Source organism: Chryseobacterium sp. CY350 (assembly GCF_027945075.1).
Classification (GTDB): domain Bacteria; phylum Bacteroidota; class Bacteroidia; order Flavobacteriales; family Weeksellaceae; genus Chryseobacterium.
In genome coordinates, this window is record NZ_CP116034.1 from 2,245,133 (window position 1) to 2,260,046 (window position 14,914).

At 30.9% G+C, this 14,914-nt stretch carries 16 protein-coding genes; 8 read left to right on the plus strand and 8 right to left on the minus strand.

All coding sequences use genetic code 11. The annotated features are described in order from the left end of the window. The first annotated feature begins 79 nt into the window (after nucleotides 1-79). From PGH12_RS10365 to PGH12_RS10375, 3 genes are read left to right on the plus strand one after another with little or no spacing between them, the layout of a single operon-like run. A complete protein-coding gene (locus PGH12_RS10365) occupies nucleotides 80-1,066 on the plus strand; it encodes a hypothetical protein (RefSeq protein ID WP_267599409.1) in 987 nt (328 codons plus the stop codon). Then, entirely contained in the window at nucleotides 1,066-2,010 is a 945-nt protein-coding gene (locus tag PGH12_RS10370) for a WaaS/CpsH family glycosyltransferase (RefSeq protein WP_267599408.1), read from the plus strand. The genes PGH12_RS10365 and PGH12_RS10370 overlap by 1 nt, the downstream gene beginning before the upstream one ends. 4 nt (nucleotides 2,011-2,014) lie before the next feature. Next, on the plus strand, nucleotides 2,015-3,226 hold the full coding sequence (locus PGH12_RS10375; RefSeq protein ID WP_267599407.1) for a glycosyltransferase: 1,212 nt from the start codon (nucleotides 2,015-2,017) through the stop codon (nucleotides 3,224-3,226). A gap of 2 nt (nucleotides 3,227-3,228) precedes the next feature. On the opposite strand, the gene PGH12_RS10380 is transcribed toward PGH12_RS10375, so the two are convergent. Next, nucleotides 3,229-4,119 (minus strand): glycosyltransferase, encoded by an 891-nt coding sequence (locus PGH12_RS10380; RefSeq protein WP_267599406.1) that lies wholly within the window; start codon nucleotides 4,117-4,119, stop codon nucleotides 3,229-3,231. A gap of 328 nt (nucleotides 4,120-4,447) precedes the next feature. Here PGH12_RS10380 and PGH12_RS10385 point away from each other — a divergent pair, with 328 nt between their 5' ends. Beyond that, nucleotides 4,448-5,479 carry a glycosyltransferase gene (locus PGH12_RS10385; protein ID WP_267599405.1) on the plus strand — a complete coding sequence of 344 codons (1,032 nt, stop codon included), beginning with the start codon at nucleotides 4,448-4,450 and terminating at the stop codon, nucleotides 5,477-5,479. A 146-nt stretch (nucleotides 5,480-5,625) separates the two neighbouring features. Here the strand turns inward: PGH12_RS10385 and PGH12_RS10390 are convergent, their stop codons facing one another. Continuing rightward, entirely contained in the window at nucleotides 5,626-5,970 is a 345-nt protein-coding gene (locus PGH12_RS10390) for a phosphomannose isomerase type II C-terminal cupin domain (RefSeq protein ID WP_267599404.1), read from the minus strand. 92 nt (nucleotides 5,971-6,062) lie between these two features. On the opposite strand from PGH12_RS10390, the gene PGH12_RS10395 reads away from it, so the two are divergent. The 3 genes from PGH12_RS10395 to PGH12_RS10405 all read left to right on the plus strand — a co-directional run bounded on the left by PGH12_RS10395 (nucleotide 6,063) and on the right by PGH12_RS10405 (nucleotide 9,558). Continuing rightward, entirely contained in the window at nucleotides 6,063-6,971 is a 909-nt protein-coding gene (locus PGH12_RS10395) for a glycosyltransferase (RefSeq protein ID WP_267599403.1), read from the plus strand. Nucleotides 6,972-7,045: 74 nt separating this feature from the next. Next, entirely contained in the window at nucleotides 7,046-8,554 is a 1,509-nt protein-coding gene (gene gltX, locus PGH12_RS10400) for a glutamate--tRNA ligase (RefSeq protein ID WP_267599402.1), read from the plus strand. Between the two features lie 47 nt (nucleotides 8,555-8,601). Further along, nucleotides 8,602-9,558, plus strand: a complete 957-nt coding sequence (locus tag PGH12_RS10405; protein WP_242803636.1) for an acetyl-CoA carboxylase carboxyltransferase subunit alpha — start codon at nucleotides 8,602-8,604, stop codon at nucleotides 9,556-9,558. Between the two features lie 102 nt (nucleotides 9,559-9,660). Here the strand turns inward: PGH12_RS10405 and PGH12_RS10410 are convergent, their stop codons facing one another. The 5 genes from PGH12_RS10410 to PGH12_RS10430 all read right to left on the minus strand — a co-directional run bounded on the left by PGH12_RS10410 (nucleotide 9,661) and on the right by PGH12_RS10430 (nucleotide 13,517). Then, complete coding sequence (locus tag PGH12_RS10410; protein ID WP_267599401.1) at nucleotides 9,661-9,996, minus strand: hypothetical protein; 336 nt, start codon at nucleotides 9,994-9,996, stop codon at nucleotides 9,661-9,663. Nucleotides 9,997-10,083: 87 nt separating this feature from the next. After that, nucleotides 10,084-10,644, minus strand: coding sequence for a DUF6705 family protein (locus PGH12_RS10415; protein WP_267599400.1), 561 nt, complete (start codon nucleotides 10,642-10,644; stop codon nucleotides 10,084-10,086). 194 nt (nucleotides 10,645-10,838) lie between these two features. Then, nucleotides 10,839-11,399 carry a DUF6705 family protein gene (locus PGH12_RS10420; RefSeq protein ID WP_267599399.1) on the minus strand — a complete coding sequence of 187 codons (561 nt, stop codon included), beginning with the start codon at nucleotides 11,397-11,399 and terminating at the stop codon, nucleotides 10,839-10,841. A gap of 188 nt (nucleotides 11,400-11,587) precedes the next feature. Further along, entirely contained in the window at nucleotides 11,588-12,157 is a 570-nt protein-coding gene (locus tag PGH12_RS10425; RefSeq protein WP_267599398.1) for a DUF6705 family protein, read from the minus strand. Nucleotides 12,158-12,176: 19 nt separating this feature from the next. Then, the gene (locus PGH12_RS10430; RefSeq protein WP_267599397.1) at nucleotides 12,177-13,517 is read right to left on the minus strand and encodes a hypothetical protein; all 1,341 of its coding nucleotides are present in this window, start codon (nucleotides 13,515-13,517) and stop codon (nucleotides 12,177-12,179) included. Between the two features lie 167 nt (nucleotides 13,518-13,684). Between PGH12_RS10430 and PGH12_RS10435 the strand changes: the two genes are divergently transcribed. After that, on the plus strand, nucleotides 13,685-14,041 hold the full coding sequence (locus PGH12_RS10435; protein WP_267599396.1) for a helix-turn-helix transcriptional regulator: 357 nt from the start codon (nucleotides 13,685-13,687) through the stop codon (nucleotides 14,039-14,041). Between the two features lie 72 nt (nucleotides 14,042-14,113). Here PGH12_RS10435 and PGH12_RS10440 read toward each other — a convergent pair whose 3' ends face one another. Next, complete coding sequence (locus PGH12_RS10440) at nucleotides 14,114-14,803, minus strand: DUF6759 domain-containing protein (protein WP_267599394.1); 690 nt, start codon at nucleotides 14,801-14,803, stop codon at nucleotides 14,114-14,116. Between the last annotated feature and the right edge of the window lie 111 nt (nucleotides 14,804-14,914).

Here is a 14,914-nt window from a genome sequence, read left to right on the forward strand (position 1 = left end):
GTAATTTTACAAAATAAACGGTATTGAAACTTACCCATATTTCAATCGATGCCGAAAAAAATATTAACTGATTTTCTTTATGATTTCCTATAAAAGCAATTCTAAAATCATCATATTCTGTCCTCCTAAGAAAGTTACGGGCGGTCCGGAAGCGTTGCATCAGCTTTCTAATAAGCTTTATGAATTGAAGTACGATAACGTTTTTATGCATTATGTTCCTCAAAGAGCAAATGCAAAAGCTAAAAACTATGATATCTACAAAACAAAAGAAATAAAGTCTTTTGAAGACAGTTCTGATCATATTTTAATCATTCCTGAATCAATGACATTTTTGATTAAGAAATTCCCAAAAAGCCAAAAAATCATTTGGTGGCTCAGTGTTGATTTTTATAAAATCCTGATGGATTACAGAATCAGGAAACAAAATTTCTTTACAAAACTATTTTACAAACAAGACGATAAAGAATATCATTTTGAGAACCTTCCGAATGTTTTTCAATGGGCACAATCTTACAGATCAAGCGTATATCTGAAAGATCACAACATTCCTGAAAGCCAAATTGATTACGTTTGTGATTACATCAATCCTATATTTTTGGATAAAAACCAGGCAATTAAGAAAGATCTTTCGAATAAAACGATACTTTACAATCCAAAAAAAGGAAAAAAAGAAATTGCAGAACTGATAAAAAATTCTCCCGAATTGACATGGATTCCCATTCAGAATATGAATGCGGGTCAGATAAAAGATTTGATGGCAAAATCTCTTCTATATGTAGATTTTGGAGAAAATCCTGGTCGAGATAAAATGCTACGCGAGTCTGTATCGCAGGATTGCTGCATTATTTCCGGGAAAAACGGCTCTTCAACTTATTATGAGGATTTAATGATTCCTGATGAGTATAAATTTGATTTTAGTTCAGAAAAAATCCCTGCTATTTTAAATAAAATTAAATATGTTTTGAACAATTATCCTTCTCATTTTCCGTACTTTCAAACCTACAAAAATGTTGTTTTAAATGAGGAAGCTGTATTTGAGGAGAAACTGAAAGAAATTTTTAGATAATGCCAAAGAAAATTACATTAATATATCCGTTCGCATACGGATACATCGATTTTGTAGTCAGCGAACTGCAAAGTTATTCTGATGTGGTTGTTACTGATATTAAAACAGATAAGATCAAATTTAAATATCCGAATCTTGCTGTTAAAATAAAGAATGGTATCACAAAGATTTTTGGAAAAAACATCAGGAAAGATTTTTTTAGAGATCAGATTCTTCAGCAGATTACGGAGAAACAGGATATTATTTTCATAATACGTCCTGATCTTTTAGAAATTTCCTTGTTAAAAGATTTAAAAAACAAGACAGATAGTTTTATCGCTTATTATTACGACAGTTGTACAAAATATCCTAAGCAAGCAGAAATCATCAATTTTTTTGATGAAATTTATTCTTACGAAAAAGAAGATATTGATAAATATAATTTTATAGAAACCTCAAATTTCATTTATGACGGAAATATTGAAAAACCTGAACCCAAATACGACATTTTCAATATCTCATCATATGATAGTAGAATCCATGAAATTGATAAAATTTCAAAATTATTACATGATGCAGGTTTGAAAATTCATTTCTTATTATTTTGGTTTGAAAAACTTAATTATCCTCATTTAACCTCAACCACAGAATACGTTTCGCTTTCGGAAACAAAGAAATTGATCGCGCAGTCAAGATCAATGATTGACATCCAAAGAACTGATCAAAAAGGACTTTCCTTCAGAACTTTTGAAAGTCTTGGCTATCGCAAAAAGCTTATTACGACGAATGTTTCTGTGAAAAAATTTGATTTTTATCACCCAAATAACATCCTTGTTATTGACAGTGACAACATCAATATTGACAAAATAAAAACATTTCTCGACCTTTCTTATGTAGAAATTTCTGATGACATTCTTTCTAAATACAGTCTGAAAAATTTCACAAAAAAAATATTTAAACTATAAAACAATGGGAATCAAAAGAAAGATAAAAAATTACATTCATTTAAAAAAATACTATCCCCTATCTGACAAAGTGATTGTTCACGATGATAATAAAAAATCTATTCTTATTCTTGACAATCAAATTCCCATGTTTGATAAAGACTCGGGATCAAATCGTATTACAGAAATTGCTTCTTTTCTCGCAATTAATTACAATGTGTATTTAATGAATTGGTTGAAGCCAATCCCAAGAGTTGAGCAGAAAAAATATATCCAAAACTTCAGCAATCGCAATGTAATTGTTTACACTCCATTTATTAATAAATATGGGATAATGCGAGGTAAAAAATATTTTTTAGACACATTAGCTCCTAAACTCGATTATATATGGTGCCATCGACCAGAGATTTTCGAATATTATCTTGATTTTTTTAGAAAAAAAACACCGCAAGCGCAAATAATATATGATATGGTTGACATTCATTTTTTAAGAATGGAAAGAGGTCAAGAGATAAAATACGATAAGAAAAGAGAGAAGCAAATTGAATATTATAAAAATATTGAAACTGAATTAAGTAAGAAGGCTGATAAAATTGTAGTTATCAGTGAAAAGGAAAAAGAATTCATGATGAATTTTATTGATGAATCAAAGTTATTTACAATAAGCAATGTTCATAATTTAAAAGTTCAGCCAATGGATATGCCATCTTTTGAAAAGAGATCTGGGATTTTTTTTATAGGATCCTTTCTCCACGATCCAAATGTAGATGCGGTGAAGTTCTTATACCATAAAATCCTACCAATTGTTTGGAAAACTTTGCCAAATCTGAAAGTTTTTATCGTAGGACAAGAAGCTCCCGAAGATATTTTAAAAATGGAATCAGAGCTTTTTGAGGTTAAGGGTTTTGTGGAAGACGTAATTCCTTATTATAAAAAATGTTTTGCATCTGTATCTCCATTACGATATGGAGCCGGCGTTAAAGGTAAAATAGGACAGGCTTTAGAATATGCACTTCCTGTTGTAACTACAAATATTGGTGCAGAAGGAATGTTTTTGGAGGATAAAATAACAGCACTAATTTCCGATAATGAAGACTATCAGAAATTTGCCGAAAATATTATAGAAATTTGCTCTAATAAAGAAATTTGGGAAACCTTACATAAAAATTCTGAAAAAGCAATTTTCCCATTTTCAATTGAAGCCCAGAAAGAAGAAATGGACAAGTTATTATCATAAATTTAAACCAGCTTCTTAAACTCACCTTCAAGAACAGCCTTTACTTGAGAGGTAAAGTTTGAGAGATTGGTTGTAAAATTTCCCTTACTTCTAAAAAGTTTCTTTTGTGCTTCATATAAAAATTTTGAAATTAGTTTCTGGTGAGGCAGCTTGTATAGTCTGCATAGAAAGATCCGATTTCTTGTCATATAAAAATTTTGAAATGTATCCTGTTTACTCATTTCATGATAAGCAATCTCTGTGGTAATGATTGCTTGTTTTGCATGTGAAATACTTTTTAATCGGTAACACCATTCAGTTTCTTCAAAATACATAAAAAAATCATCCCTCATCATTCCTATTAGATCTAGAGTTTCTTTTTTAAACATAATTGCACTACCATTAACGTAATCAATATTTGCATTAAACTCAGGAATATCAACTTCGCTTATTTTTCGGCCTCCATTTATATGACTTGCTTCAAAAAAGTCATCTCTATTTACCTTGCCTCCGTCAGAAAAAATATATTCTCGATCAAACTTATCGCAAATTCTAGGTCCTACGAAATATAGATTCTGATCTTTTTTAATAGTATTATATAAATTTCTTACTACTGAATGAGAAATCTCTATATCTGGATTTAATATTAAAAAATAATCTTTATCATCATTCAGAGCTTTTTCAATAGCTAATCTATTTCCTTTTGCATAACCACCATTTTCTTTAGATTGTATAAAATTGAGTTGTTTACTTATAGTGTAATTTTTCAATTTTTTTTTATCATCCTCATTTGACGCATTATCAACAATGTAAAAAGCAGAAGAATCTATTCCTTCATCAATAAGTTCATTTACCTGATGGATGATTTTCTCAGATGAATTATAATTTAATATTATTATTGCTAAATCATTCATATATCAAAAATATATAATTTTACTACAGCATACAAGATTTTATTATGTAACAAAACTGAACTATAAGAATGTCTTAAAGCTATTTTTAATGATCACTGATTTTTAAATTAAAAAAACTAAATTATCATTTTTATTTATTATATTTTTACAAACTTATCAATTGTATTTTTATCATGACTACAATGTTAATATTAATGTTAGGAATAAATGCCATGTGCAGTATTTATTAGATAAGAATAATCATTCTCTATGTATTCAAATTCTTTATTATATTTTACTGAAAATTGTAAAACACCATTTCAAAATTATATACAAAATAATATTTTTTATGTCTCAAAGAAAAATCTACTTTGTTTGTCCTTCGAATGCTACTCCAACGGGTGGGGTGAAACAAATTTACAAAATGGTTGATATTTTGAATAAGAATGGATACGACGCATATGTTTTACACAAAAAAGATGAAAGAGAAACGTGGTTTCACAATAGCACTAGAATCGCCCCCAACCCTTACATATTTAAACTAAAAAAATATATCAACAGCAACAAGCTAAGCATATTCAATAAAATTAAATTAGCCTATCTGAAAAAAATCAGTTTTAATATTGATAAAGATTCAATATTGGTTTTTCCTGAAATTTATAATAAAATTAATAATATAGAGCCTTCAGTGAAAAAAGTAATATTTAACCAAAACTGTTATTATACCTTCAACAATTATTCACTAGATACCAAACTTAGTGACTTACCGTATAACGATAAAAATATAATAGGAACAATCACTGTTTCTGATGACTCCATGAAATATCTTCTTGAAGCTTTTCCTAATTCTAACATTAAAAGAATAAGATTAGGAATTAATAGTGAAATCTTTTATTATTCTGATAAAAAGAAAAAAAAGATCTCTTTTATGCCTAGAAAACTCGCTGATGATATTAATCAAGTAATTAATATCTTCCGATTACGAAATCCAAATTCAGATTGGGAATTTACTCCAATTGATAATTTGTCAGAAGATGAAGTTGCTGAAATACTAAGAAAAAGTAGTATTTTCCTAAGTTTCAACCATAGAGAAGGATTTGGATTACCGCCTGTAGAAGCAATGTCTTGTGGATGTTATGTGATAGGATATAAAGGTCAGGCCGGAAAAGAGTACTTCAATCCAGAATTTTCTTCATCTGTACTAGAAGGTGATATAATTGATTATGTGAAAAAAATTGAAGATGCAATAAAAACTTTTGATAATAATTTTCAAGAAATGATACATAAAGGAAAACTTGCATCAGATTTTGTTCAATTAAATTATAATTCAGAAAATGAAGAAAACGATATTATTAAAATTTGGGAAGATTTCCTACATTGAGAATTCATTCATCTTTATAAAAAATATCAATAAATTTATTCATAAATGATAAATCACCAAAATAAATAGCTAAAATTTTACTTAATAATCGCGGCTATACAAGGATCATGACACGGAGCATAATATCATAGATTCTTTATAAGTAATCAGCTTCTATCATATTCATCCTCCAACCTCACAATATCATCCTCACCAAAATAAGTTCCGGTTTGTACTTCGATAAACACAACAGGTTTTTCAGACAAATTCATGATACGGTGTTTTGCTCCTAATGGAATAAAAATACTTTCTCCGTAGGATAATTTTATTTCTTTATCATCAAGCACAATTGTAGCATCACCTTCAATGATCGTCCATTGTTCCTGTCTTTTATGATGATATTGATAAGATAATTTTTGTCCCGGATTTACTTCTATTCTTTTTAATTTGTAATGAGGTTCATCTGCTAAAACAAAGTATTTTCCCCACGGTCTTTCACCAATTTCTAACATTATCTGTAAACTTTAAGTACAAAATTAAAAACTTAAATCATAAATCTCCTATTATTTAAAAAAAAATAAGATTTTTGCATAAATTTAATAACATGAAAATTAGTGGATACGGCTATGTGAGAAATGGTTTCCAGTATGGTGTTCCTTTTTTAGAATCTATTCAATCGGTTTTACCTATTTGTGACGAATTCATCGCTGTTGTGGGAGATTCTACAGACGGAACCCGTGAAGCTATTGAAAATTTAAACAGCCCTAAAATCAAAATTATTGATACCATTTGGGATGACAATCTAAAACAGCATGGCAAAATTTTTGCCCAGCAATCTAATATTGGCCTTGAGCATGTTACCGGTGACTGGGTTTTCCATATTCAGGCAGATGAAGTTATTCACGAAAACGATTTGCCCAAAATTCTTGAAAATATAAAAAAATACGACAAAAATTCTCTTGTTGAAGGTTTTCTACAGCCATTTCTCCACTTTTGGGGAGATTATAATCACATCAGAAATAGCCGTGCCGTACACAAAAATGAGATCAGAATCTTCAAAAACAATCCTGAAATCAGATCTTACATAGACTCGCAAGGTTTTAGAAAATTTAAATCTAATGAAGGATATCTAAATGGAAGCGAAAAAGGTGAAAAATTAAAAGTTTTGCGTCTTGATGCTCCTATTTATCACTACAATTCTGTAAGATCGACCAAAAAGATGACTTTAAAAGCCAATAATTTTCAATATTACTACGGTCAGAAAGATGAAAAATTAGCTGAAGCTCCGAAAGAAGAATATAATTATCATACGGTAGATAGAGTTGGTAAGTTTTTAGGAACTCACCCAAAAGTAATGACACAGGCGATTGCAGAACACGACTTCGTTTTCGAGCACGATAAATCTCAGGCTATTTGGGACAAAAAAGATAAGTTGGTGCAGCCATTGGAAGATTTACTGAAAATAAGAATTGGAGAATACAAAAATTACATTTTACTTAAAAACATCAAATAGTTTTTCTAAAAAAGATTGGCTTTTACTGATAAACTTTTTTGAAATGCTTAAATTTGCACCTTAATTTCAAAGAAATGAGTAAAGTAAGAGTCCGTTTTGCACCAAGTCCTACGGGACCGTTGCATTTGGGAGGTGTAAGAACTGCATTGTATGATTATCTTTTTGCCAAAAATCAGGGCGGAGAATTTGTATTGAGAATTGAAGACACCGATACTGCAAGATATGTGGAGGGTGCTGAAGATTATATCGAAGAAGCTTTGGAATGGTGCGGAATCATCCCCGACGAAAGTCCAAAAAAAGGCGGAAAATTCGCGCCATACAGACAATCTGAAAGAAGAGATATCTACGACAGATACACTGAGCAGATTTTAAAAACAGATTATGCTTACATTGCTTTTGACACCGCGGAAGAATTGGATGCTATTCGCTCTGAATATGAAGCAAAAGGTGATGTTTTTTCTTACAATAATGTTTCAAGAAACCGCTTAAAAAACAGCATTGCACTTTCTGAAGAGGAAGTTCAAAAACTTTTGGATGCAAAAACTCCTTATGTTGTACGATTCAAAATGCCTGTTGACAAAACTTTAGGTTTGGTCGATATTATCCGTGGAAATTCCGCAGTAAATACAGACACTTTAGACGATAAAGTTTTAGTAAAAAACGATGGAATGCCAACTTATCATTTCGCGAACATTATCGATGACCACGAAATGGAAATTACCCACGTCATTCGTGGGGAAGAATGGCTACCATCTCTGGGTTTACATATGTTATTATACGAAGCAATGGGTTGGGAAGCTCCGGAATTTGCCCATCTTTCTCTGATTTTAAAACCTGAAGGTAAAGGAAAATTAAGTAAAAGAGATGGTGATAAATTTGGATTCCCTGTGTTTCCTCTAAATTTTAAAGATGCCGAAACCGGAAATATTTCTAAAGGATACCGTGAAGAAGGATATCTTCCTGAAGCTTTCATCAATATGGTGGCGCTTTTAGGCTGGTCGCCTGCTGACGATAAAGAAATTTTGTCTTTGGATGAAATGGTAAAAGAATTTGATTTAAATAAAGTTCACAAGGCTGGGGCAAGATTCAATAAAGAAAAAGCTGAATGGTTTAATCATCAATATATTCAATTAAAATCAGACGAAGAATTATTAAAAATTCTAAAAGAGTCAGATTTAAATTTAAATATGGAAGACGAAAAACTACTGAAGATTATTCATCTGATGAAAGAGAGAGCTACTTTTCCAAAAGATATTTACGAAAACGGAAGATTCTTTTTCGAAGCACCAACTTCTTACGACGAAAAAGCGTCTAAGAAAGCCTGGAATGACGAAACTTCAAATCTTTTAACCGAATTTGCTGAAAGTTTTAATTCGCTTAATGATTTTACTTCAGAAAATATTAAACAAAACTTACACGACTTTGCCGAAAACAAAGGTGTAGGAATGGGAAAAGTAATGATGCCGTTGCGTTTAGCATTGGTTGGAGAACTGAAAGGCCCGGACGTTCCAGATATTTTGGAACTCGTTGGTAGAGAAGAAAGTACGGCACGAATAAACAATGCTATCAATAATTTTAAATAAAATTTCATAATTTTTCATACATTTGAAAGATTTAATTTACTTCAAGAATGGAATATTTAAGTTTCGAACTTCCTATAAAAGAACTGATGGATCAGTATCAAACCTGTTCATTGGTAGGAGAAGAAAGTGGTGTTGATGTAAAATTAGCATGCAGTCAGATCGAGGATAAGATTATAGATACCAAAAAACAGATCTATGGAAATCTTACACCTTGGCAAAGAGTACAGTTATCGCGTCATCCGGATCGCCCTTATACGATTGACTATATCAAAGGAATGGTAGACAAAGGCAGTTTCCTGGAGCTTCACGGTGACAGAAACTTTGCTGATGATCCTGCGATGATCGGAGGTTTGGCGACTTTAGACGGTCAAAGAGTGATGATTATCGGTACCCAAAAAGGGAGAACGACCAAAGAAAGACAGCATAGAAGATTTGGAATGCCGAATCCTGAAGGATACAGAAAAGCTTTAAGACTAATGAAATTAGCCGAAAAGTTCAAAATTCCTGTAATTACTTTAGTGGATACACCGGGAGCATATCCTGGATTGGAAGCTGAAGAAAGAGGTCAAGGTGAAGCCATTGCAAGAAATATTTTTGAAATGACGATGCTTAAAACTCCTATTTTCACTTATATTATCGGTGAAGGAGCGAGTGGCGGAGCTTTAGGAATTGGTGTCGGCAACAAAGTATATATGCTTGAAAATACTTGGTATACTGTAATTGCACCGGAAAGCTGTTCTTCAATCTTATGGAGAAATTGGGATCACAAAGAAGATGCTGCGAATGCATTAAACCTGACTCCAAAAGATGCTTTAAGAGAAAAGTTTATTGACGGAATCATTGAAGAACCACTTGGTGGAGCTCATTACGATCCGGAAACAACTTACCTGAATCTGAAAACTTCGATTTTGCAAAACATCAAAGCGTTCTCAAAATTCACAGGCAAAGAACTGGAAACCCAAAGACAAGACAAATTTATTGCGATGGGGCAATTTAAAGGATAAACAAAAAAAAGGTAGTTTAGAATTTCTAAGCTACCTTTTTATTTATTGAATAGTATGTTAATCAATTGACATCTTTAATTTCAAGTTTTGCAGTTTTCAAAATCAGTTCTGTTGCTTCATAAAACTTCCCGTGATATTCTTTTGATATTCCATAAGTATAAACTTTTTTTCAGCATTGCCTTTTTTAAAGTAAATAGAATTACTTCCACCATCTAAAATCCCAACATTGTAATTTTCTTTTTTTGGCAACTCTAACTCCTCTTGTTTTATACTTACAATAATATCAGAAATCTGCTTATACTGTTGATAAGAAATTCTTCTGTTATCAAAATATTCTCCTTTTCTAAAGATCTTTACTATTACAGGTCTCTTTCTGTTCTTGTCAGTAGGAATTAATGTAATTGTTAGCTTATCACCGCCTATTACAACTGCATTCATATGATTAAATTGAATGAACTCAGAACTAATATTTGAGGCACAAGAATTTAAAAGAATAACCAAGCAGATTAATAAAAAACTTTTCATTTATTGTTTTACAAAAATTATATCTGCAGGTTCATATGGTAAATGAATCTTTAAATTTCCTGGATTATTCGGACAATTAATGTTTGTAATACGAATTGATTGTGGGTAATATTTCCATTGAATATGATCTGGGTCAATATATTTTAAATTAATTGTTCCATCTCCTATTCTACATTTTCCACCACCATAACCAAGTAATATCGATCCATCAATAGCTAATCCAAAACTAATTATATTTATCTTCTCATTATTGAAATTTGTAGTATTTTCTATATCATTCCCATTAACAAGAATTTTATACTTTATTAGCAATACATCTCTATAAAATTCATTTGACAAAAGTTTTATATTCCGATCATTCTGTTTAGTGATAAACAAATAAACTTCTTTATTGCCTATAGTTGACTTCCATGTACCGGTATATTTTTCAAGTACAATGTTCGTATCCTTAATATGAGAATTATTAGGTATAGTTTCGTAATCAGTATCTAATGGATAATTCTGTGCTTTACAAGAAATAATTGTTAGAAATAAACAGAATAATAATATTGTATTCTTCATAATAGTTGTTCTTAACATGCTGGTTGTTTTATAGGTGTACCGTTAGAATTAGGAACTACGGGGCAGTGCAGTTGTTCCATTTTCTTCTTCTATCAAATTTAATTTCTCTTCTAATCCCATACTTTTCATTGATTCAAAAAAAAACTTTGCCAAATTTTATCATAATAAAAAACCGCTTTTCAGCGGTTGAATTATTATTGTTTAGTAAAAATTAAATCTGCAGGTTCATAAGGTAAATGAATTTTTAAATTTCCTGGATTATTCGGACAATTAATATTGGTAATAAGAATAGACTGGGGATAATAATTCCATTGAATATGTGTAGGATCTATGTGTTTTAAATTTAGCCTTCCATTTCCTATTCTACACTTTCCACCATCATAACCAAGCATTATTGACTCATCAATAGCTAATCCATAACTAATAATATTAATTTTATCATTAGTAAAATTAGTTGTGTTTTCTACCTCATATCCGTTAATACTAACTTTGTACTTTACTAATAAAACATCTTCATAATGCTCCCTATTTAAAATTTTTATATTCCGATCATTTTGTTTTGTTATATATAAATAAACATCTTTGTTACTAGTAATAGCTTTCCATATACCAGTATATTTTTCTAAAATGTCATTTGTATCCTTAATGTAAGAATTATTAGGAATGGTTTTATAATATGTCCCTAAAGGATAATTTTGTGCTTGGCAGGAAACTAATGCAAATAGTAGCATTAGAAACAATGATATATTTCTCATAGTAGTTGTTTTTAACATGATGGCTGTTTTATAGGTGTACCGTTCGAATCAGGAACTATTGGTGAAGTTGTTCCATTTTCTTCTTCTATCAAATTTAATTTCCCTTCTAATCCATACTTTTTATGGTTTCAAAAAATAATATTGTCAAATTTTATCATAATAAAAAACCCTTTTCAGCGGTTGAGTTATTATTGTTTAGTAAAAATTAAATCTGCACTTTCATAAGGTAAGTTTATTTTTATTCCACCAGTAGGATAATTTGAACAGTTTTTATTTGTAACAGCTGTTGATTCAGGTTGATAATTCCATATAAAATGTGTGGTATCAGTCAATTGCAAATTTATCTCACCCCATCCTACAGTACATTGTCCTCCTGTATATGTAAAGGATACCATATTTTCATTAGAAAAAGTCATATCACTAATAATATTAGAATCTGTAATATTAAAATTCATTGTGCTTTCAACTACATTGCCTTGCGAATTTTTAATAATATAACGAATAAACAACACATCTTGATAATACTTTTTAACATCAAAATTATTTAGATGATGATCTACTTTATCAATTTTTAAAACTATTTCGTTACCATTATAATTAGCTTTCCAATCCCCTACAAAAGGTAAAAGTGCATTACTAATATCTTTTAAGTAGGAATAATTAGGAACAATTTTATAATCACTATCTAATGGATAAGTTTGAGCTTTACAAGCTATCGCTAAGAACATAAATAACTGTAACAATATATGTTTTTTCATAGTATTTGTTTTGAATTTTTTAACAAGGATTTGGAATTGGATTTCCATTTGAATCTTTTTGTATTGTTGAAGTATTTCCATCTTTTTCTTTTAAAAGAGTTATTTTTCCAGTTAATCCAATATTATCTAACAAATTAAAAAATAATTTTTCTAATCCAAAATTAGATAATTTTTGTCCTGGAATTTTATTTTCTTCCTTCAATAATAGCCGGTAATCGGTTTTGTACAATCTAACTAATTTCCTAACATACGCTTCTTCTTGCGCTTCAGTCATTCCAGAAGGCAGATCAGAAATTGTTCCGGTAAAATAAATAAAATAAGTTCCACTATCAGAAACAGTTCCATTGTATGCGTTTCCAAGAGAATTTGCATCTTGTTGTCTTACAATATGTAAAAATGTCATGATATCTTGTGGAGCTAATATACCAATTGTTCCCGGCTGGTGAGTGTGTACTGTTCCTTTAGAATTGATTCCTATTCCAAAAAAGATTTCATTACCTGCTGAGGTAGAACCTGCTTGTATTGTCCCACTTTTCAATTCCTGAAAGCCTTTTTCTTTTTTTGTATTAGTCTGGGCATGGTTTTTAAAACCAGTAAGAGAATCTTGGATTTGTGGATTTTCCAATAATGTTTTCACTTTCTCACAAGGATCTTCCTCTTCCGGAGGTTCAGGATATTCATATCCTGATTCACCTCCTCCACTTCCTGCGCCCATACATTCTCCTGTTGCAGGATCTTCAAGACCCAGACATTGAGAAGCAGGAAGTGCCATCTCCACAAACTTACAGATTGTTTTGGTATTTTCTATTGGATATTGCTCCCCACTGGCTCCTTCTACGTAGCCGACTATAATCGTATATTTTTTGCATACCGATACATTTATTGTACCCGTTTTTTCAAAGGTATCTTTACCATCAGAAGACTCTGCTGCTTTTATTATGTCCCGATCAAAGATTAGCGTTTGAAAAAACTCATTGCTCTCCAAATCATCGGCAGAAAACTGAAAGTACACCCTGTTTTTCACACGGAAAACTTCAAGTATATTTATCACTTTGTTGTTCCTGAGAACAGGCACCATCAGGTAGCTTTCATCAAACTGATCCATCGTTGTCGCATAGTCCCAGTATATTGTTCCATACTTCTGCTGAATATAATTCTCGTTAGCATTTTTGGCATAGACTTCTCTAACCTTGCTAATGTATTTTTCGTCTTCTTCCCAAAGACTTTTTGACGAAAATCGTGCGGCGTTTAGAGTTTCAGAAGGGTTTTCCTGCGACGTGATCTCATCAGAGATACAGGAGTAAAGAGACAACATCACTGTCATCATCAGGCATAGCCTGAGCAATAGATTTTTTTTCATACCAGTTGTGTTTGATTTTTTAATTGGGTTAAATATATAAAATTTTCACGAATCACAATCAAGTGATTATCATTTTTCAAAAATATCTCTAAATTTTAGATTCTCATCCACAAAATTTTGCGTATTTTCGTCAATATTTGAATGACTGTACTCAAAATTCGAAGGTTATGATAGTAGGAGAAAAAATAAAAAAATACCGAACAGAAAAAGGCTTCACCCAATTGGATATGGCAGTAATGCTTGATGTCTCCGAAAACACATACAGAAAGATAGAAAACAATGCCTCCTCTCCGGATATTGTCACCATCGATAAAATTGCAAAATTTTTGGAGAAGGGCTTTACAGATTTATTACCTGATGAATGTATTAATATTACGAATACTGACAATAAAGGAGGAAATAATGGCTACATCATCAATAAGCTTCCGGAAAAGCTGATTGAACAATACGAAGAACGCATCAAAGAATTAAAAGATCAAGTACAAGAATTGAAGGAAGAGATAAAATCTTTCAAGAATAGATAAAGATTAACAAAAAAAGGTAGCTGAGAATCATCATCTCAAAGCTACCTTCTTTTTGTTTGATTTAATTCAGAATCAATCAGCTACATCCAGCTGAATCTCAATATCCTTGCTTATTCTTTTTAAAGAAGAATATTTGGCGTCGCATACCATCGTTGTCAAAACATATTCTCCTTTATCGATAAGGATGAAATTCTGTCCTTTTGCAGGAACATCTAAATTATAATATTTTTTTCCGCTAATTTTAACGATCAGTCTACAGTTTGATCTGTTCTTAATATTGATATAAGCCTCCTTATCGCTGGGATCATCATTAAAAATATGACTGAGCATTGCAGCAGTTTTCTTATTTTTATCACTTACCTCAGATTTTTTACTTGAGCTGCTTACACTTGCAAAATTTACGTTTCTCTCAGGGGATTTATTGATCGCAACATCTTTACCTTTATTCAGTTCATTATTGCTTACAATTTTTTCAATTTTGCTCTTACTTAAGGGCTTAATCGTAGGCTTTGCTTCAGCAGAATTGTCTGCCATAATGATTGTCATCAGTTTCTTCTTAAAAAAATCTGACCTTTGATGACCGGGATTTTGCTTTAGAAATCCTGCAATAATTCTAGGTTCATTGGAAGTTTCGGCTTCTGTTTCTGTATAAATAATGACAGTTTCTTTTTCGGCGACTACTTTTGCTTTGCCTTTTTTCTTCTTCTGTGAGAAACCAAGACTAAAAATAGAAAGGAATATGATTAGAAATATTTTTTTCATGTAGTGAAAATCTTTAAAAAATTTATTAAATAATACTATAACGTGAAAAGTCATTTTTTAGTTTATCATTAAAATCATTATCTTTGCACATCTTTAAAATAAACTATTAAA

Coding starts and splice junctions, on each gene's coding strand:
- PGH12_RS10365 (WP_267599409.1), top strand. CDS start 80: ATGATTTCCTATAAAAGCAATTCTAAAATCATCATATTCTGTCCTCCT.
- PGH12_RS10370 (WP_267599408.1), top strand. CDS start 1,066: ATGCCAAAGAAAATTACATTAATATATCCGTTCGCATACGGATACATC.
- PGH12_RS10375 (WP_267599407.1), top strand. CDS start 2,015: ATGGGAATCAAAAGAAAGATAAAAAATTACATTCATTTAAAAAAATAC.
- PGH12_RS10380 (WP_267599406.1), bottom strand. CDS start 4,119: ATGAATGATTTAGCAATAATAATATTAAATTATAATTCATCTGAGAAA.
- PGH12_RS10385 (WP_267599405.1), top strand. CDS start 4,448: ATGTCTCAAAGAAAAATCTACTTTGTTTGTCCTTCGAATGCTACTCCA.
- PGH12_RS10390 (WP_267599404.1), bottom strand. CDS start 5,970: ATGTTAGAAATTGGTGAAAGACCGTGGGGAAAATACTTTGTTTTAGCA.
- PGH12_RS10395 (WP_267599403.1), top strand. CDS start 6,063: ATGAAAATTAGTGGATACGGCTATGTGAGAAATGGTTTCCAGTATGGT.
- gltX (WP_267599402.1), top strand. CDS start 7,046: ATGAGTAAAGTAAGAGTCCGTTTTGCACCAAGTCCTACGGGACCGTTG.
- PGH12_RS10405 (WP_242803636.1), top strand. CDS start 8,602: ATGGAATATTTAAGTTTCGAACTTCCTATAAAAGAACTGATGGATCAG.
- PGH12_RS10410 (WP_267599401.1), bottom strand. CDS start 9,996: ATGAATGCAGTTGTAATAGGCGGTGATAAGCTAACAATTACATTAATT.
- PGH12_RS10415 (WP_267599400.1), bottom strand. CDS start 10,644: ATGAAGAATACAATATTATTATTCTGTTTATTTCTAACAATTATTTCT.
- PGH12_RS10420 (WP_267599399.1), bottom strand. CDS start 11,399: ATGAGAAATATATCATTGTTTCTAATGCTACTATTTGCATTAGTTTCC.
- PGH12_RS10425 (WP_267599398.1), bottom strand. CDS start 12,157: ATGAAAAAACATATATTGTTACAGTTATTTATGTTCTTAGCGATAGCT.
- PGH12_RS10430 (WP_267599397.1), bottom strand. CDS start 13,517: ATGAAAAAAAATCTATTGCTCAGGCTATGCCTGATGATGACAGTGATG.
- PGH12_RS10435 (WP_267599396.1), top strand. CDS start 13,685: ATGATAGTAGGAGAAAAAATAAAAAAATACCGAACAGAAAAAGGCTTC.
- PGH12_RS10440 (WP_267599394.1), bottom strand. CDS start 14,803: ATGAAAAAAATATTTCTAATCATATTCCTTTCTATTTTTAGTCTTGGT.